This is a genomic window from Ectopseudomonas toyotomiensis (genome assembly GCF_017167985.1).
Lineage (GTDB): Bacteria > Pseudomonadota > Gammaproteobacteria > Pseudomonadales > Pseudomonadaceae > Aquipseudomonas > Aquipseudomonas toyotomiensis.
Genome location: NZ_CP070505.1, coordinates 83,355 through 100,627 on the forward strand (window position 1 = coordinate 83,355; position 17,273 = coordinate 100,627).

Consider the following 17,273-nt stretch of genomic DNA (forward strand, 5'->3'; position numbering starts at 1 on the left):
GGGCGTCAGCCAAGCTGACGCCCCTTTTCATTGCGAGTTCGAAGGTAGGGTGCGCTGTGCGCGCCAAGGATTTTCTCGGCAGATATCGGTGCACGCAGCGCACCTACAGAAAAGCGGGAGATCAGTGCCGCTCGAGTGCGCTGACCAAATCGTGAAAGGCCTCGCGATTGGAATCGTTGAGCCCCATCAGGATGCGGTGCGCTTCCAGCACCTTGGCCTTCACCACCTCTTCGGACTGATCCTGCGAAGGCAGATCATCCAGACAATCCGGACAGGGAATCGGCCGATCGACGATGTTGAACACCTGATCGAAACCCATGGACTCCAGCAAACGGGTGATGTCGTCGTGGGTGGTGACAACGGTCGGCAACAGTCCCACCTTCTGCCGCGACAGAATGGACAACTTCGCCAGCAAACCGAGAGTCGTGCTGTCGATACTGCGCGTTTCAGTCAAGTCGATGACGATGGCCGAAAAATTCAACGCGGTGAAAATCTTTTCAATCGTGGCATCCAGAGCTGAACACAGCGTCAGACGGACTTCACCGACAAACTTCAGGACGAAGGTTCCATCCTGCTCGGCGAATTGGATGCGACCGGGGCTTATCCCAGGATTCATGCAAGGTTCCTGCTCAACACCAGCAAGGCGATATCATCCGGCATCTCGCCCAGATTGGCCAGACCGAGAACTTGACGCAAACCGCCCAGCGTACCGCCAGCCTGGCTAACCAGTTGTGGCAGCGCCAATTCCTTCTCTTTCAGCGTGTCGCCCGGCAACAGGTCGAGAATGCCGTCGGAGAGCAGCGTCAGGCTGAAAGACTCAGGCAACTGCATCACCAGATCGCCGTATTCGGCTTCTTCGAAAAGGCCCACCGGCAGGCCGCGGCCCTCCAGGTAACGCGCCTGGCCATTCTCGAACAGTATCGGCAATGGCAAATGCCCGCCGATGCTGTAGGTGAGCATGCCGCTCTCCTCGTCGATCACGCCGCCGAGCATGGTCACGTGTTTGCCCAGCTTGCAGTTGATCAGGCCGCGGTTGATGTGACCGAGCACATCCGAGGGCTTGAACTCCGGCAGCGTACCGCCACGCCGCCACTCGTAAAGCAGGCGCGTGGTCATGAACTTGAGCAGCACGGTGACGAATGCCGAGGACGCCCCATGACCGGAGACATCGGCCAGATAGAATGCGATGCGTCGCTCGTCGATACGGAAGTAATCGACGAAGTCACCGGACAGGTACAGCGACGGAATGATCTGGTGCGCGAAGTTCAGGCCATCGGCCTGCCAGGGCGTCACCGGCAGCATGTTCATCTGCACCTGACGACCGGCGTTCTGGTCTTCCTGCAACAGATGCAAGCTGGCCTGGAGCTCACGATTGGTCGCTTCCAGCTTCTCGCGATAGAGCTGGTTCTCGACGCGCAGACGCGCACGATCCAGCGCGCGGCGCACCGAATGCTCCAGCACCGCCAGGTCTTCGAGAGGTTTGATCAGGTAGTCGGCAGCGCCGAGACGCAGGGCTTCGACGGCATCGTTCATCACGCCGGCGCCGGAAACGACGATCACCGGCACCTCGACACCCAGCGCGTTGATACGTCGAATCAGTTCAAGACCGTCGACCTGCGGCATGCGCAGGTCGCAGATCATCAGGTCGGGGCCTTCCTGCTGGAACACTTCCAGCCCCTGCAAACCGTTGTTGGCCTGCAACACCTTGAAGCCGCTGTCCTCGAGGTAGGCCGCGAGGCTTGCACGTACGACATCGTCGTCGTCGATGATCAGCAGAGTGGCACTGGTTTTGTGCATGGGGTATCCAGGCAAACTGCGCCAGGGCAATTTTGGTCACTGCCCATGGCGCGGCGCCGCATCTATGGCGCCAGGGCGATTTCAAGGGGCAGACGGTACTCCCATCTGCCGGCCGATTCAAGCCGGGACCGGTCGTCGTTCGGCGGCTTTACAGGTCAAATCGACGAGGGTTATAAGAGCCGCGGGAGAGCTCATAAGAAGAGGACAGGGTCCATGAGTCAGAATGATCGAGCGTACAGCGAGAAACGTGACTACATCCGCATGCGACTGGAAGCTGCAGTCATCCTCCATCACGCTGGCCGGGAAATCCCTGCAGTGTGCCTGGATCTTTCCAGTACCGGCATGCAAATCGAGGCTGAAGCTGCCCTGAGCATGGGCGACAAGGTCAAGGTCCACATCCCCTCAGAGCACAGCGAACTCGCCGGGCTCGACGCCCAGGCCGAGGTGGTGCGAATAGGCGATCTGGGCGATGGTCGTCAGTCGCTGGGCCTGGCAATCATCTCCATGAGCTGAAATCTGCATTTACGAAAAAGGCGGCCCAGAGGCCGCCTTTTTCGTATCTACAGGGCTTAGAAATCGTCTTCGACCTGCCCATCCTTCACCTTGAACTCACGGCTCTGCAGGTAGGCGTTGCGGATGAAGATGTACTTGTCGCCGCTGACCAGTCGCTCGGCCTGCAGCAGGTTGGCACGGGTGTCGACCACCTGTACGCCACGGGTGACGTTGCGCGTCGGTACGTGATCCATGTAGGGATACGGCGTCAGGAAGCTGTCCGGCACTCGACCGGTGGCATCACGCACGGTGCTTGGGCCGAGGAGCGGGATGACCAGGTAAGGACCGCTGTTCAAACCCCAGACACCGAGGGTCTGACCGAAGTCTTCGTCATTCTTGCGCAGGCCCATGTGTTTGGCCACGTCGAAGAACCCCAGCACACCGAAGGTGGTGTTGAAGATCAGGCGACCGGTATCGACGCCGGCGTTGTGCAACTTGCCCTGCAGCAGGTTGTTGGCCAGGTTGCCGACGTCGCCGATATTACCGAAGACGTTGTGCACGCCATCCTCGAGAAACTGCGGCGTGACAGCCCGGTAACCCTGGGCGATCGGCTTCAGCGCATAGGTGTCGACGGTATCGTTGAAGCGGAAGATGGGGCGATTGAAACTTTCCCAAGGATCTTCTTCCGAAGCTGCCTGACTCATCGCAGGCAGCAGGCTGAGGCCGACGAGGGCCATCAGGCCACCCAGGCGCGCGATCCAGCGAGCACCGATCACATGCATTTAAATCTCTCCTTGAGGAAAATAATGTGGCCACCGCCAGCGGGCCGAATGCCGCGTAGTATAAAGCCTGGAGCCCTGATTGGGCAGCATAGCGAAGAAAAGCGATGACCGACGAAACCTTGCTGCACACGGCACACATCCCCGTACGCTGGGGCGACATGGACAGCTACGGGCACGTCAACAACATCATCTACATGCAGTACCTGGAAGAAGCCCGTGTCGCCTGGTTCGAGCTGGCCGGCGTAGCCATGAGCAACGTGCCGTTCGGTCCGGTGGTACTGCAAACCCAGCACACCTACCTGAAACCGGTGATCCACCCCGCCACCGTGGTGGTGGAACTGCGGGCTGGCGCGGTGGGACGCAGCAGCCTGGTGATCGCTCACCGGCTGACCACCGCCGAAGACCCGCTCACGGTCTACGGTGAGGGTTACTGCAAACTGGTGTGGATCGACCACGAAAGTGGCAAATCGGTAGCCCTGCCGGAGCATGTACGCGGCCTGTTCAACGTCACCTAGCAGTCACATTACGGTCATCCGTCGGCGTTAGATTGGCCTAGGCCAATGCCACGGATGATCCCATGCCCTCCCCCTGCACCGCCCTGATCTTTCAACTGTCCGGCTGCCTGGTCGACTTCGGCGCCCGCACGCTACCTGTCGCGCTGCAACGGCTGCATCCCGAGTGCACAACCGCGAACCCGACCGGTACGCCGCAACAGGCACTGGATGCATGGTTAGGCAAGTCGGCAACCAGCGCACAACTGCAGGCGCTGCAACAGAAGCTGAGCGAGGTGGCCGGAGAACATGCCGAACTGACCCCGGGTGCTGCACAGTTGCTGCAAACCCTGCATGCCAACGGCACGCCCTGCGCCTGGCTGGATGACCTGCCAGCCGACGCCAGTCTGCGCCTGGCCGAAGCTCTGCCCACACCCATCGAAGCGGTGCTGGCGCGTCAGGCCAGGCCATGGCCGGCGCCAGACAGTTGCTGGCAGGCTCTGAGCCAGCTGGACGTCGAGCGCCTGGACGGTTGTGTAGTCGTCAGCGGTAATCCGCTACTGCTGCAAGCCGGCCTCAATGCCGGCTGCTGGACTATCGGCCTGGCTGCCTGCGGGCCACTGTGCGGCTACGCCCTGGCCGACTGGCAGGCTCTGAGCGCGAGCGATCAGGAACACCTGCGCGCTGAGGCCACGCTGCAGCTCTATCGTCTGGGCGTGCACTCGGTGGTCGATCATCTGGGAGAAATCGAGGCCAGCCTGGACGATATCGGCGTGCGCCGGAGCAAGGGCGAAAAGCCCTGAGCCTTTGACTCGGATCAGGCAAAGCCGGCCCGCTTGGATTAACCTTCAGGTACGGGTTGAAAACTTCCAGCGCAGCTGGGGGTCAATGCCTAAGCTGATTCGATAAGGAGAACTCTATGCCAGCAAGCGACCTGCAGCAGCAACTGGAAGCCCTCCAGCAACACCTGGCCCAGGACACGCCGCTCAGCGAGGAAGAACGCGCATCGCTTTACCTGCTGACCCAGGAAATCGAAGTGCAATTGGCTCGTGAAGCCGCCTCAGCGCCTGACGCTACGCTGGTCGATGGCGTCAATCTGGCGGTAGAACGTTTCGAGGCCAGCCACCCTACCCTCGCCGGCACCCTGCGCAACATCATGCAGAGCCTGGCCAATATGGGCATCTGAATGCCCCGCCCCGGCTAACATCGAGCAACTCAAGAAAATGCCGCCATTTGGCGGCATTTTTTCATGGGTTACTGGCGCGCCAGGCGACCATTTTCCGACTTGATCGCCTCGGTGCTGCGATACGGATTGATATCCAGCCCACCACGGCGCACGTAGCGCGCATAGACAGTCAGCGACTGCGGCTGCAGCAGGCGCTGCAGATCGAGGAAGATGCGCTCGACGCACTGCTCGTGAAAATCCGCGTGCTGACGGAAGCTCACCAGATAAGCCAGCAAGCTGGCATGATCCAGCGCCGCGCCGCGGTACTCGACGACCAGGCTGCCCCAGTCCGGCTGACCGGTAACCGGGCAGTTGGACTTGAGCAGATGGCTGTGCAGGCTCTCTTCCACCACCCGACCAGCGTCGCAACGCAGCAGCTCTGGCTGCGGGTGATCGTACTGGCTGACACTGATGTCCAGCTCATCGATGCACTGACCCGGCAGCGTCGCCACGCCCTCCTCAGAAACTTCAACCAGCGAGCGCAGGCGCACCGCCACCGGCTTACCAGCCACTACCGACAGGTCACGCACCAGTGTCGCTCGCAGCTCGTCCCAACTGGCGAAAGCGGACTGGTTCAGGGAGTTGAGGTACAGCTTGAAGGACTTCGACTCGATGATGTTCGGCGAGTCTGCGGGGATGGCGAACTCACCGATGGCCACCACCGGTTTGCCGGACGGCAGCAACCAGGACAGCTCGTAGCAGTTCCAGTAGTCCACGCCCTGATACGGCAGGCTGGCGCCATCCAGACCCAGCTCCGCCCACTTGGTAGTGCGCGAGATGGGGAACAGCAGCTCTGGGCTGTACTCGGCGATGTACTGGCTGGACTTGCCCAGCGGGGAATGTTCGGCGGGGTGCTGCATGACGGGCAATCCAGAATAGCGAAAACCGCGCGAGTTTAACGGGTTAACCACCGCGCCGCACGCGCAGCGGGCTGTGGGTTTGCTCGGTGCGCACAGCGCACCCTACTGCCGCTGATCTTTCCACCTTGCTACACACGTAGGGTGCGCCGCGCGCACCGCAGTGCCCACCGGCACAAGCCAGTCAGACCGCCACCGGCTCCTCCTCGATCTTGCGCAGTGGCGCCCAGCGCCTCAGCAGCAGGTACAGCGTCGGAATCACGTAGAGGGTGAAGAAGGTGCCGACCAGCAACCCGCCGACGATCACCAGGCCGATCTGCTGGCGGCTTTCCGCGCCGGCTCCGCTGGCGATGGCCAACGGCAGCGAACCCAGCACCATGGCGCCGGTGGTCATCAGGATCGGCCGCAGGCGCTGCACCGAGGCCTCGATCACCGCCTCGCGCAGGGCCTTGCCCTCACGGAGCAGGTGGTTGGCGAACTCGACGATAAGGATGCCGTGCTTGGTGATCAGGCCAATCAGAGTCACCAGGCCGATCTGCGAATAGATGTTCCAGGTGCCGCCGAACAGCTTCAGTGCCAGCAAGGCGCCGGCCATCGACAAGGGCACACTGAACAGGATGATCAGCGGGTCACTGAAACTCTCGAACTGCGCCGCCAGCACCAGGAAGATGAACGCCAGGGCCAAGGCGAAGATCAGCAGAATGCCCGAGCTGGATTCCTTGAAGTCACGCGACGTGCCGGTGTAGTCGTATTGCGTCTCTGGCGGAAATACCTCACGGGCGGCGACTTCCAGATGATTGAGCGCCTCGCCCAGGGTGTATCCGGTGCCGACGTTGGCACTGATGGTCACCGCACGTAGCTGGTTGAAGTGATTGAGCTCGCGCGGTGCCACCGTCTCGCGCACCTCGATCAGGTTGGACAGCTGCACCATGCCGCCGTCGCGATCACGCACATACACCCGATCCAGATCCTGCGGGTTGCTGCGGTCGATATCCTGCAGCTGCACCATGACGTCGTACTGCTCGCCATTCTGCTTGAAGCGGGTCACCTGGCGGCTGCCGAACAGGCTTTCCAGGCTGCGCCCGATCACCGATACATCGGTGCCAACCGCCGTTGCCTGCTCGCGATTGACCGTGATCTTGAGCTGCGGCGAGTTGAGTTTGAGGTCGCTGTCCAGCCCCTCCAGGCCCGGATAATCACGCATGCGTTCCATCAGTTGATCGACATAAACCTGCAGCTCGGCGTATTCCATGGACGAGCGCACGACGAAGTTGATCGGCTGGTTGCGCGCGCTCTGCCCCAGCGGCGGGCGGTTGACCGGGGTCACGCGCATGCCGGCGATGTCCTGCAACTGCGGCAGCAGTTCATTGCGAATCTCGAACTGGGTACGCGAGCGGTCGCCCCAGTCCTCCAGTTTCATGAAGGAGATGCCCTGCGCCACCGTGGGGAAACCGGCGATCATCAGATAGCGATTGGTCTCCGGAATACTCGCGTAAGCGGCCTCGACCTCACGGCCATAGCGCGCCGTATAGTCGATGGTGGCGCCGTCCGGGCCATTGAACACGCCAACGATGGTGCCGGTGTCCTCGGTAGGCGCCAGCTCCGAACGCAAGCCGCCGAACAGCCAGGCGCACATCACGAAGGCCCCCAGCAGCACGCCAAGTACCAGCGGCCAGGCACGCAGCGCACGGTCCAGGCTGTGCTTGTAGCTGTAGGTCAGACCATTGAGGAAGCCTTCGATCAGGTTGTACACGCGGCCATGGCGCTGCTCGTGCTGGTGCGATCGGAGCATCACCGCGCACATCATCGGCGTCAGCGTCAATGCCACGAAACCGGAAACCAGCACGGCGCCGGCCAGGGTCCAGGCGAACTCGGTGAACAGCTTGCCGGTGGTGCCCTGCATGAAGCCGATGGGCGCGAATACCGCAGCCAGGGTCAGGGTCATGGCAATCACCGCGAAGGCGATCTCGCGGCTGCCCTTGAAGGCCGCCTGCATCGGCTTCATCCCCGCCTCGATATGGCGGTGGATGTTCTCCAGCATGACGATGGCATCGTCCACCACCAGGCCGATGGCCAGAACCATGGCCAGCAGGGTCAGGGTGTTGATGGTGAAGCCCATCAGCGACATCAGGGCAAAGGCGCCGATTAACGATACCGGAATGGTCACCAGCGGAATCAGCGTCGCGCGCAGCGAACGCAGGAAGATGAAGATGATCAGGATGACCAGCGCCACCGCTTCCCAGATGGTGGTGAAGACGTTGTCGATGGACTCGCGGATGAACTGCGAGTTGTCGTTGGCCACGGTCATGTTCATGCCGTCGGGCAGCAGAGCCTTGACGTCATCCCAGGCCGCTTCGAGGCCATCGGAGATATCCAGCGGGTTGGCCGTGGCCTGCTTGACCAGGCCCAGGGTTACCGCCGGCAAACCGTTGAAGCGCACCACGGTACGCTCATCGCGCGGCCCCACTTCGGCACGGCCGACATCGGACAGGCGCAGCAGGTAGCCTTGCGAGTCGTCGAGGATCAGCTCGTTGAACTGCTCCGGGGTACGCAGATCGGTCTCCGAGAGCACGCTGAACTCACGTTCACGCGACTCGATGCGCCCGGCCGGAATCTCCACGTTCTGCCGGCGCAGGGCATCCTCCACGTCCTGCACGGTGAGGTTGTGCGCAGCGAGCTTTTCCGGGTCGAGCCAGATACGCATGGAGAACGTCCGCGCACCGCGTACCTGCACTTCGGACACGCCGGGAATGGTCTGCAGACGGTCCTTGATCACCCGCTCCAGCAGGTCGGTGATCTCCATGGCGCTGTGCTGCTGGCTGTGAAAGGCGATCCAGATCACCGGCTGGGCGTCGGCCTCGACCTTCTGCACGATGGGTTCGTCCACCTCGTCCGGCAGCAGGTTGCGTACTCGGCCGAGGCGGTCCCGTACGTCGTTGGCCGCCTCGTCGGCGCTGCGGCCGAGACGGAATTGCGCGGTGATCTGGGTGTTTTCCGCGCGACTGATGGAGGTGACGAAGTCCAACCCCTCGATGCCGGAGAGTACGTCCTCCACCGGCTGCGCTACCTGCGACTCCATGATCTCCGGGCTGGCCCCTGGATAGGTGACCTGCACGGTGACGATGGGCACGTCGATATTGGGGTATTCACGCACATTGAGGCGGTCGTAGGCCATCAGCCCCAGCAGCACCACGATCAGCGACAGAACAGTGGCGAATACCGGCCGGCGAATGCAGACATCGGAGAGTGTCACGGCTGACGCTCCCCGCTCTTGGTGCGTACGGCCAGCCCTTCGCGCACACGCTGCCAACCGGCGCTGATGATGGTTTCGTCGCCCTGCAGGCCTTCACGCACCTCGACCAGGCCGTCGAAACGCTTGCCCAGAGTCACCTCACGGCGTTCGACCTTGCCATCGACCACCAGGTTGACCAGCAGCTTGTCACCCTGCGGCATCACCGCTTCCTCGGGAATCACCAGCGCATTGGACCGCTCCTCGAGAATTACCGAAACGCGGACGAACTGTCCCGGACGCAGGCGGCGGTCATCGTTGCCGATATGCGCGCGGATCGCCTGGCTGCGCCCGGCTTCGTCGAGGCGCGGGTTGATGGCAAAGATTTCGCCGCGAAAGCGCTCGCCGGGGAAGGTATCGAGGGTGATTTCCACGGTCTGGCCGAGGCGCACCTGGGCCACGGCCTTCTGCGGAACACGGAAGTCGACCTTGAGCGGGTCGAGCACTTCCAGGTTAACGATGTTCTGCCCGGCACTGAGGTAGTCACCGACACTGGCCTGGCGCAGGCCGAGCGTGCCGTCATGAGGGGCCTTGATCTGGGTCTTGTCGAGCCGCGCCTGGGCCAGGGCCTGACTGGCACGGGCGGCCTGCAGCTGGCTCTGCGCCTCGTCCAGCGCCTGGGCGTTGCTGGCACCACGCTGAAACAGCATCTGCGCGCGCTGGTGGTTTTTTTCGGCCAGATCAAGATTGGCCCGCGCCTGGGCAAATTCGGCGCGGGCAATGGCATCATCGAGGCTGATCAACAGGTCGCCAGCGGTCACCGCCTGGCCTTCACGAAAATGCAGGGTGGCCAGGCGCCCTTCCACTTCCGGACGAATCATCACCGATTCGTCGGAGCGCAGCGAACCGAAGGTGATCAACTCGTCACGCACCTCCATCTGCCGTACCGGCACGATCTCGACCATTGGCCCTTCGGCAGCCATCGCAGGCGTCGTGAACAAGCCCAGACACAGCCATGGAAGAGCACGCAACAGCACGGTCATGATCAGCCCCTTTTTCTTGGTAGAGGCGGAGTCTAACCGGCTGCTGCGTTACTGACAGGGGCGCAAGTTATTTCGCTATGTTTTTTCGGTCGCCGCCACATTCTGTAGGAGCGGCTTTAGCCGCGAGAATCGCGGATAAAGCCGCTCCTACATGAGCGGCAAACGTCACTGACGCATACCACGACCGCTGACCAGCAGGCGGATGCACAGGGTATAGAGCACAGCGGTGGCCAGCAGCATGAAGCCGATGGCCACGCCGATACGGATGTCGGACACCCCGAGAATGCCGTAACGGAAGGCGTTGACCATGTGCAAGATGGGGTTGCCCAGCGACACCGTCTGCCAGAACGGCGGCAACAGGGTGATGGAGTAGAACACCCCGCCCAGGTAGGTCAGCGGCGTCAGCACGAAGGTCGGGATGATCGAGATATCGTCGAAGTTGCGCGCATACACCGCGTTGACGAAGCCACCGAGGGAGAAGATGGTCGCCGTCAGCAGCACCACCAGCACGGTCACGCCCAGGTGATGCACCTGCAGGTGGGTAAAGAACAACGACAGCAACGTGACGATGAAGCCCACCGCCAGCCCACGCAACACGCCACCGACGACGAAACCGATGAGGATGGTGTGCGGTGACACCGGCGACACCAGCAACTCCTCGACGTTGCGCTGGAACTTGCTGCCGAAGAAGCTCGACACCACGTTGCCGTAGCTGTTGGTGATCACCGACATCATGATCAGCCCCGGCACGATGTACTCCATGTAGCTGAAGCCACCCATGTCGCCGATCTGCCGGCCGATCAGGTTGCCGAAGATCACGAAGTACAAAACCATGGTGATCGCCGGCGGTAGCAGGGTCTGCGGCCAGATCCGCACGAAGCGGCGGATCTCACGGTGAACGATGGTACGCAGGGCCACCAGGTTGGCGGCGAATTCGCTGTTGAGGTACTGAGAAGTCATTGCGCCACCTTGGCCAGGTTCTTTTCCACCAGGGAGACGAACAGCTCCTCCAGGCGATTGCTCTTGTTACGCAGGCTGAGCACCTCGACCTGCTGCTGCGCCAACTGCTGGAACAGCGCATTGAGGCCCTGGCTCTTCTCCACCTGCACCTCCAGAGTGTGGTGGTCGACCAGGCGCGCCGGATAGCCCTGCAGCGTCGGCGCTGAGCTGTAGGAGTCCTTGAGGTCGAAGAGAAAGGTCTCCACGTGCAGCTTCTTCAGCAGATCCTTCATGCTGCTCAGCTCGACGATACGACCGTGGTCGATGATGCCGATGTTGCGGCACAGCTGCTCGGCCTCTTCCAGGTAGTGGGTGGTCAGAATGATGGTGGTGCCCTGCTTGTTCAGCTCGGTGAGGAAGCTCCACATCGAACGGCGCAGCTCGATATCCACCCCGGCAGTCGGCTCGTCGAGGATCAGCAGGCGCGGCTGATGCACCAGAGCGCGGGCGATCATCAAGCGGCGCTTCATGCCACCGGACAACTCACGTGAAGCCACGTCGCGCTTGTCCCACAGGCCGAGCTGAGTCAGGTACTGCTCGGCGCGCTCCTTGGCGATCGAGCGCGGAATACCGTAATAACCGGCCTGGGTGACGACGATGTCGAACACCTTCTCGAACTGGTTGAAGTTGAACTCCTGCGGCACCACGCCCAGGCAGCGCTTGAGCGCGTAGGGTTCGCGGTCGAGGTCATGGCCAAACACACTGACCGTGCCACTGCTCTTGTTAACCAGCGTGGAGAGCACGCCGATAGTGGTGGATTTGCCGGCACCGTTTGGGCCAAGCAAGGCGAAGAAATCCCCTTCGGCGACGTCCAGATCGATGCCGTGCAGGGCCTGGAAGCCGTTTCCGTAGGTCTTGGTCAACTGGCGAATGGTCAGGGCGGAGCTCATGAAGATGGGGTTTCCCGCGCGAGAGTGAGGTCGTTATAGATGAGGGCGAAGACGCTCGATTGCAACTGCGTGTTTCGCCCGCTCATTACTGGCATGCACCCTACCGACCCTGACGCGCGGAGAAAAGGCCGTCCTGCCGATCTTGATTATCGACTCAGTCGATAACACTGGCCTCACGCTGCATATCGCCACTGAGCTGCAGCGCACCGGTCTCGAACAGGTGCGGATAGCAGACGCGCAGATGCTCGAAGAACAGTTGCTCGGGCAGATCCTCGAACTGACCGTGGTCATGCAGATACTCCATGTAGCGCTCGCCCTTGTCGTTGTAGGGATGGAAGACGCTGTCATGCACGCCGTCGAACTCCAGCGGCGCCACCTTGAATACCCGGCACAGCGCCTCGTTGAACGCCGGCGTGGCCTTGACCCAGCGCCCGTTCAGGTGCAGTTCGGTGTAACCGTGCATGGCGAACACCTCACTGCGCAGCAGTTCCAACAGGCGCGGCGTAGACAGGTGATTGCGCACATCGGCCAAACCGATACGCGCGGGAATGCCGCAATGCCGGGCGCAAGCGGCGAGCAGATTGGCCTTGGGTACGCAGTAGGACTCACCGCTCGCCAGCGCATGGCTGGCCTTCAATGTCTGCGCATCGAGACTGAAGGCATAGGGGTTGTAACGAATCTCGTCACGTACCGCGAGATACAGGGCCACGGCCTGACTGATCGGTTCTCGTGAGGCGCCACGCCAACCTTCGGCGAACTCGACTACCGCGGGATGGTCACTGTCAATGAAGCGGCCGGGACGTAGACAGGTCTGCATGACGGGGACTCCTGAAGTTCGCTTCAGTCTAATCCCGTCGATTGCGCCACGTTCACGACGATCCGGCCAAGCTCACCGCCCCTGCCGCCATTTATGGCTATGCTCGGGGCGTCGCCCGCTCGAATCATGGAGGAATGCACATGCTCGTCATCTGGTTGCTGGTTCTGCTGCTTGGGGTCGCCTACCTGGCCCACAGCCGTACCGCCGCCCTACCTGCCCTCGGCATCACCGCAGCCTACCTGGTGGCCATGGCCTTGTTCAGCCCGGTACCGGGCTGGTTGCAACTGCTGCTGTGGATCGTCACCGGCGCCGTCGCCGCCTTCATCCTGCTCGGCGATCTGCGCCGGCAACTGTTCACCAGCCCGCTGTTCGCCTGGTTCCAGCGCGTACTGCCGCCGATGTCGGCGACCGAGCGCGATGCCATCGAAGCCGGCACCGTGTGGTGGGATGGCGAGCTGTTCAGCGGCAAACCGGACTGGGACAAACTGCTGGCCTACCCCAAGGCCAAGCTGAGCGAAGAGGAACAGGCGTTCATCGACGGCCCCACCGAAGAACTCTGCGCGATGATCAGCGACTGGCAGGTCGGCCAGCAGATGGATCTGCCGGAAAAAGCCTGGGAGCACATCAAGCAGCACGGTTTCTTCGCCCTGATCATTCCCAAGGAATACGGCGGCAAGGGCTTCTCTGCCTATGCCCATTCGCAGGTGGCGATGAAGCTGGCCACCCGCAGCGGTGACCTGGCCTCCACCGTGATGGTGCCCAACTCCCTCGGCCCGGCCGAACTGCTGCTGCATTACGGCACTGAAGAGCAGCGCAATCATTACCTGCCACGCCTGGCGCGGGGTGAGGATATTCCCTGCTTCGCCCTAACCGGCCCGCTGGCCGGCTCCGACGCCGGCGCCATGCCGGACACCGGGATCATCTGCAAAGGCCAGTACAACGGCGAGGAAGTGATCGGCCTGCGCCTGAACTGGGAGAAGCGCTACATCACCCTCGGCCCGGTGGCCACCCTGCTCGGCCTGGCCTTCAAGGCCTACGACCCGGATCATCTGCTCGGCGACAAGGAAGACCTGGGCATCAGCCTGGCGCTGATCCCCACCGATACCCCCGGCGTGGAAATTGGCCGTCGTCACCTGCCGCTGGGCGCTGCCTTCATGAACGGGCCGAACTCGGGCAAGGACGTCTTCATTCCGCTGGAGTACCTGATCGGTGGCCAGGAGTACCTCGGCAAGGGCTGGATGATGCTGATGAACTGCCTGTCGGTCGGCCGCTCCATCTCGCTGCCGGCAGTCGGCACCGGCGCGGCCAAGTTCACCAGCCTCGCCACCGGCCAGTACGCCCAGTTGCGCGAGCAATTCAACGTGCCGCTGGCCGCCTTCGAGGGCATCCAGGAAGCCCTGGCGCGCATCGGCGGCAACGCCTGGCTGATGGACAGCGCGCGTATCCTCACCGCCAACGCCGTCGACCTGGGCGAGAAGCCCTCGGTGCTATCGGCGATTCTCAAGTACCACCTCACCGAACGCGGCCGCGAGTGCATCGGCCACGCCATGGACGTGCACGGAGGCAAGGGCATCATCATGGGCCCGAACAACTACCTGGCCCGTTCCTGGCAGGGCGCGCCGATCTTCATCACCGTCGAGGGTGCCAACATCCTCTCGCGCAACCTGATGATCTTCGGCCAGGGCGCCATCCGCTGCCATCCCTACGTGCTCAAGGAAATGGCCCTGGCCGACCGCGAGGACAAGGATCAGGCACTGGCCGAGTTCGACTCACTGCTGATGAGCCATATCGGCTTCGCCGTCGGCAACGCCGCCAGCAGCTTCCTCTTGGGGCTGACTCTGAACTGCCTGGGCCAGGTGCCCGGCGACGACCTAAGCCAGCCTTACTACCGCGCGCTCAATCGCCTGGCGGCGGCCTTCGCGCTGTGCGCCGACAGCAGCATGATGCTGCTCGGCGGCGACCTGAAGCGTCGCGAGCGCCTGTCCGCACGCCTTGGCGACGTGCTCAGCCATCTCTATCTGGGTTCGGCTGCGCTCAAGCGCTACCACGACCTGGACTACCCGGAAGCGATCCGTCCACTGCTGCGCTGGGCCATGGAGGAAAACCTTTACCACGCCGAACAGGCCCTGGACGACCTTCTGAGCAACTTCCCCAACCGCCTGTTCGGCTGCCTGCTGAAAGTGCTGGTGTTCCCGCTGGGTCGCCGCCATCACGGCCCGAGCGACGCACTGGACGCCGAAGTGGCCGCGATCATTGGCCGCCAGGCCGGCGACCCGGCGCTGGAATCGGTGCTGGAAGGCTGCTACCGCCCGCAGGCGGACCAGGATTCAGTAGGAGCCCTGCAACATGCGCTGAACCTGGTGCAAGCCAGCCAGGATGCGCGCAAGCGTCTGCACCAGGCGCTCAAGGACGGCAGCCTGCAACCGGCGCCGGGCCAGGACGCCATCGAGACGGCGATCGCTGCCGGCATCCTCGACGGCGAACAGGGCCAGCGCCTGCAAGCCGCCGAAGCGGCGCGCCGTCGGGTGATCGATGTTGACGACTTTGCCAAGGAAGAGCTCAAGCTGAGCCGCGGCAAGGTGCGCTGAGTCGAACCGCTTGTGGGAGGGACTTTAGCCGCGAGTTTCTTGCGTCGCGGCTAACCCCCCTCCCACGAAAGTCAGCTATGCAGGACAGCGGGCGCCAGGAACTCTATACTCCTGCGCCCGTTTTACCCTTCAGGAACCTGCACCATGGCCAGCCATCTCGAACACCACCTCGCCCTGCTCAACCACCTGCGCGGCATCCTCGTCGCCCTGAGCGAAGCCGAACAGGTGCTCGACGACAGCCATGCCCTGTTCCTCGAGCGCTACGATGAGCTGCTCGCCGAACTGCCGAGCGACCCGGTGTCCAGCCAGTACCTCGGCCAGGACCTGATCAGCCAGGTGTTTCACCGCTACCCGCAGATCGCCCATCTGGTACCACGTGACCTGCTGTGGTTCTTCGGCGGCGACTGCCTGCACTTCATGCCCGACGAGGAAATCGCTCTGTACCAGACCCTCGACGAGCGCCGCTTCGAAGCCGAAGAGAACGACGAACCCTTCGACTGGAACCAGGAAAAACAACTGCTGGCCCTGCCCACCGACAGCTCCAAGCACTGATCTGCCAATAAACGAAAGGCCCGCACGGTAAACCGGCGGGCCTTGTTTTGTGTCTGTACAAACGACAGAAACGAAAACGCCGCTCGATTGAGCGGCGTTTTCGTTTATTTGGAGCGGGAAACGAGACTCGAACTCGCGACCCCGACCTTGGCAAGGTCGTGCTCTACCAACTGAGCTATTCCCGCGGTACAACTTGAAGTGGCGTCCCCTAGGGGACTCGAACCCCTGTTACCGCCGTGAAAGGGCGGTGTCCTAGGCCACTAGACGAAGGGGACCTGGAACTTCGTTTGAAACCCTGCCGAAGCAGAATTTCCAAATTTTGGAGCGGGAAACGAGACTCGAACTCGCGACCCCGACCTTGGCAAGGTCGTGCTCTACCAACTGAGCTATTCCCGCATTACAGCTTGAAAGTGGCGTCCCCTAGGGGACTCGAACCCCTGTTACCGCCGTGAAAGGGCGGTGTCCTAGGCCACTAGACGAAGGGGACACACCCCGGAACATCAAGCAACTTTCCGGCTTCCTTCGCTCTGTTTCTAGCATTGCGCTGGAAGTGGCGCGCATTCTATGGAGCCTTTCGAGGGTCGTCAACCTCTCTCTAAAAAATTTTTAAAATCAAAGACTTCAGCCCATAAATCGATATGCCACTAGGAGCCATGCAGCCAAGCCACTACACTCGGTCGAAAAGTCGATTCTCGAGAGGTCCCAAGCAGTGTCCGCACTCGTGATAACCATGCTGATCGTCGGCGGCATCGCCCTGCTGATGGTGATTGCCTACATCAACCACGCCGTCGAGAACAGCAAGCTGGAGAAAGCGCGCCAGCGCGCTGATCTGCTCGACCGCATTCGTCGCTGCCAGGATATCTCCGAACGCATGCCTGGACAGCTGATGACACCGCAGCTGAAGCTGCTGCTGAGCCAGTTGCAGTTGCAAGTCAGCGAACGCCTGCTGCCGCTGGACAAGCACAACGCCAAACTGAAGACCGATATCGACACTCTCAAGACCCAGATCGCCCAGGGCGAATCCATCCCGGTGAAGAACCCACCACAACCCATCGCCAACGAAGCCAAGGCCAAGGATGTACGTTTCCTTCTGGAAAACCTGCACGCCCTGATCACCAGTTCGGTACAGGGCGGCCTGCTGCCCGCCAACGATGGCAAGCATTGGCTCAAGCAGATTCGTCAGATGCTAGTACTGGTGCATATCGAGTTCTTCAGCACCCTGGGCCAGACGGCCATGCAGCAGAATCAACCCGGCCAGGCACGCCTGGCCTTCGAACGCGGCGTGCAGTACCTGCGCAAGCAACCTGACCCGACCCCTTACCAGACGCAACTCAAGCGTTTCGAAGAGCAATTGGCGCGCGCCAATGCCATGGTGCTCAACAACAGCGTACCCAACGCGGATGAACCCAGCCAGTTGACCGAAGGTCTGAAGGACCTGGAAGACGACTGGAAGAAGAAGAACATCTACGACTGAGCAGACGACCGCCTTCGCTCAGTCAACCACGTTGACC

General features: G+C 61.9%; 16 protein-coding genes and 4 tRNA genes. 7 read left to right on the top strand and 13 right to left on the bottom strand.

The annotated features are described in order from the left end of the window. Positions 1-121 precede the first annotated feature (121 nt). Together rssC and rssB are read right to left on the bottom strand one after the other, a co-directional pair. Positions 122-604 carry an anti-sigma factor antagonist RssC gene (gene rssC, locus JWV26_RS00350; protein ID WP_026088796.1) on the bottom strand — a complete coding sequence of 161 codons (483 nt, stop codon included), beginning with the start codon at positions 602-604 and terminating at the stop codon, positions 122-124. Between the two features lie 8 nt (positions 605-612). Continuing rightward, positions 613-1,797 (bottom strand): two-component system response regulator RssB, encoded by a 1,185-nt coding sequence (gene rssB / locus JWV26_RS00355; protein ID WP_072425585.1) that lies wholly within the window; start codon positions 1,795-1,797, stop codon positions 613-615. 213 nt (positions 1,798-2,010) lie between these two features. Here rssB and JWV26_RS00360 point away from each other — a divergent pair, with 213 nt between their 5' ends. Next, the gene (locus JWV26_RS00360; RefSeq protein WP_196460754.1) at positions 2,011-2,310 is read left to right on the top strand and encodes a PilZ domain-containing protein; all 300 of its coding nucleotides are present in this window, start codon (positions 2,011-2,013) and stop codon (positions 2,308-2,310) included. Positions 2,311-2,366: 56 nt separating this feature from the next. On the opposite strand, the gene JWV26_RS00365 is transcribed toward JWV26_RS00360, so the two are convergent. Beyond that, positions 2,367-3,071 carry an MlaA family lipoprotein gene (locus tag JWV26_RS00365; RefSeq protein WP_017679272.1) on the bottom strand — a complete coding sequence of 235 codons (705 nt, stop codon included), beginning with the start codon at positions 3,069-3,071 and terminating at the stop codon, positions 2,367-2,369. A gap of 104 nt (positions 3,072-3,175) precedes the next feature. Here JWV26_RS00365 and JWV26_RS00370 point away from each other — a divergent pair, with 104 nt between their 5' ends. The 3 genes from JWV26_RS00370 (at position 3,176) to JWV26_RS00380 (ending at position 4,748) form a co-directional block, all read left to right on the top strand. Further along, entirely contained in the window at positions 3,176-3,586 is a 411-nt protein-coding gene (locus JWV26_RS00370) for an acyl-CoA thioesterase (protein WP_072425587.1), read from the top strand. 62 nt (positions 3,587-3,648) lie between these two features. Next, positions 3,649-4,365, top strand: a complete 717-nt coding sequence (locus JWV26_RS00375) for an HAD superfamily inactivated hydrolase PcrP (RefSeq protein WP_072425588.1) — start codon at positions 3,649-3,651, stop codon at positions 4,363-4,365. Positions 4,366-4,481: 116 nt separating this feature from the next. Next, the gene (locus tag JWV26_RS00380; RefSeq protein ID WP_021490580.1) at positions 4,482-4,748 is read left to right on the top strand and encodes a DUF4404 family protein; all 267 of its coding nucleotides are present in this window, start codon (positions 4,482-4,484) and stop codon (positions 4,746-4,748) included. Between the two features lie 68 nt (positions 4,749-4,816). Here the strand turns inward: JWV26_RS00380 and queF are convergent, their stop codons facing one another. The 6 genes from queF to JWV26_RS00410 form a co-directional block, all read right to left on the bottom strand. Continuing rightward, entirely contained in the window at positions 4,817-5,647 is an 831-nt protein-coding gene (gene queF / locus JWV26_RS00385) for an NADPH-dependent 7-cyano-7-deazaguanine reductase QueF (protein ID WP_072425589.1), read from the bottom strand. Between the two features lie 181 nt (positions 5,648-5,828). Further along, entirely contained in the window at positions 5,829-8,897 is a 3,069-nt protein-coding gene (locus tag JWV26_RS00390; RefSeq protein ID WP_072425590.1) for an efflux RND transporter permease subunit, read from the bottom strand. Beyond that, positions 8,894-9,916, bottom strand: coding sequence for an efflux RND transporter periplasmic adaptor subunit (locus JWV26_RS00395; RefSeq protein WP_072425591.1), 1,023 nt, complete (start codon positions 9,914-9,916; stop codon positions 8,894-8,896). The genes JWV26_RS00390 and JWV26_RS00395 overlap by 4 nt, the downstream gene beginning before the upstream one ends. A gap of 165 nt (positions 9,917-10,081) precedes the next feature. Then, entirely contained in the window at positions 10,082-10,876 is a 795-nt protein-coding gene (locus JWV26_RS00400; protein WP_072425592.1) for an ABC transporter permease, read from the bottom strand. After that, on the bottom strand, positions 10,873-11,805 hold the full coding sequence (locus JWV26_RS00405; RefSeq protein ID WP_072425593.1) for an ABC transporter ATP-binding protein: 933 nt from the start codon (positions 11,803-11,805) through the stop codon (positions 10,873-10,875). Before JWV26_RS00405 ends, JWV26_RS00400 begins: the two co-directional genes overlap by 4 nt. A gap of 154 nt (positions 11,806-11,959) precedes the next feature. Continuing rightward, positions 11,960-12,622, bottom strand: a complete 663-nt coding sequence (locus JWV26_RS00410) for a transglutaminase-like domain-containing protein (RefSeq protein WP_206418107.1) — start codon at positions 12,620-12,622, stop codon at positions 11,960-11,962. A 140-nt stretch (positions 12,623-12,762) separates the two neighbouring features. On the opposite strand from JWV26_RS00410, the gene JWV26_RS00415 reads away from it, so the two are divergent. Continuing rightward, on the top strand, positions 12,763-15,210 hold the full coding sequence (locus JWV26_RS00415) for an acyl-CoA dehydrogenase (RefSeq protein ID WP_206418109.1): 2,448 nt from the start codon (positions 12,763-12,765) through the stop codon (positions 15,208-15,210). A 144-nt stretch (positions 15,211-15,354) separates the two neighbouring features. After that, positions 15,355-15,762 carry a PA2817 family protein gene (locus JWV26_RS00420; protein WP_206418111.1) on the top strand — a complete coding sequence of 136 codons (408 nt, stop codon included), beginning with the start codon at positions 15,355-15,357 and terminating at the stop codon, positions 15,760-15,762. A 109-nt stretch (positions 15,763-15,871) separates the two neighbouring features. Here the strand turns inward: JWV26_RS00420 and JWV26_RS00425 are convergent. The 4 genes from JWV26_RS00425 to JWV26_RS00440 all read right to left on the bottom strand — a co-directional run bounded on the left by JWV26_RS00425 (position 15,872) and on the right by JWV26_RS00440 (position 16,249). Continuing rightward, positions 15,872-15,947 (bottom strand) — tRNA-Gly (locus JWV26_RS00425). A 14-nt stretch (positions 15,948-15,961) separates the two neighbouring features. Beyond that, positions 15,962-16,037: transfer RNA gene (locus tag JWV26_RS00430), tRNA-Glu, on the bottom strand. A gap of 45 nt (positions 16,038-16,082) precedes the next feature. After that, positions 16,083-16,158 (bottom strand) — tRNA-Gly (locus tag JWV26_RS00435). Between the two features lie 15 nt (positions 16,159-16,173). Beyond that, a tRNA-Glu gene (locus tag JWV26_RS00440) sits at positions 16,174-16,249 on the bottom strand. A 243-nt stretch (positions 16,250-16,492) separates the two neighbouring features. On the opposite strand from JWV26_RS00440, the gene JWV26_RS00445 reads away from it, so the two are divergent. Then, positions 16,493-17,236: a hypothetical protein gene (locus JWV26_RS00445; protein ID WP_074915976.1), complete on the top strand. Its 744-nt coding sequence runs from the start codon at positions 16,493-16,495 to the stop codon at positions 17,234-17,236. Positions 17,237-17,273: the final 37 nt, after the last annotated feature.

Coding starts and splice junctions, on each gene's coding strand:
- rssB (WP_072425585.1), bottom strand. CDS start 1,797: ATGCACAAAACCAGTGCCACTCTGCTGATCATCGACGACGACGATGTC.
- queF (WP_072425589.1), bottom strand. CDS start 5,647: ATGCAGCACCCCGCCGAACATTCCCCGCTGGGCAAGTCCAGCCAGTAC.
- JWV26_RS00360 (WP_196460754.1), top strand. CDS start 2,011: ATGAGTCAGAATGATCGAGCGTACAGCGAGAAACGTGACTACATCCGC.
- JWV26_RS00405 (WP_072425593.1), bottom strand. CDS start 11,805: ATGAGCTCCGCCCTGACCATTCGCCAGTTGACCAAGACCTACGGAAAC.
- JWV26_RS00395 (WP_072425591.1), bottom strand. CDS start 9,916: ATGACCGTGCTGTTGCGTGCTCTTCCATGGCTGTGTCTGGGCTTGTTC.
- JWV26_RS00370 (WP_072425587.1), top strand. CDS start 3,176: ATGACCGACGAAACCTTGCTGCACACGGCACACATCCCCGTACGCTGG.
- JWV26_RS00415 (WP_206418109.1), top strand. CDS start 12,763: ATGCTCGTCATCTGGTTGCTGGTTCTGCTGCTTGGGGTCGCCTACCTG.
- JWV26_RS00380 (WP_021490580.1), top strand. CDS start 4,482: ATGCCAGCAAGCGACCTGCAGCAGCAACTGGAAGCCCTCCAGCAACAC.
- JWV26_RS00445 (WP_074915976.1), top strand. CDS start 16,493: ATGCTGATCGTCGGCGGCATCGCCCTGCTGATGGTGATTGCCTACATC.
- JWV26_RS00365 (WP_017679272.1), bottom strand. CDS start 3,071: ATGCATGTGATCGGTGCTCGCTGGATCGCGCGCCTGGGTGGCCTGATG.
- JWV26_RS00420 (WP_206418111.1), top strand. CDS start 15,355: ATGGCCAGCCATCTCGAACACCACCTCGCCCTGCTCAACCACCTGCGC.
- JWV26_RS00410 (WP_206418107.1), bottom strand. CDS start 12,622: ATGCAGACCTGTCTACGTCCCGGCCGCTTCATTGACAGTGACCATCCC.
- JWV26_RS00375 (WP_072425588.1), top strand. CDS start 3,649: ATGCCCTCCCCCTGCACCGCCCTGATCTTTCAACTGTCCGGCTGCCTG.
- JWV26_RS00400 (WP_072425592.1), bottom strand. CDS start 10,876: ATGACTTCTCAGTACCTCAACAGCGAATTCGCCGCCAACCTGGTGGCC.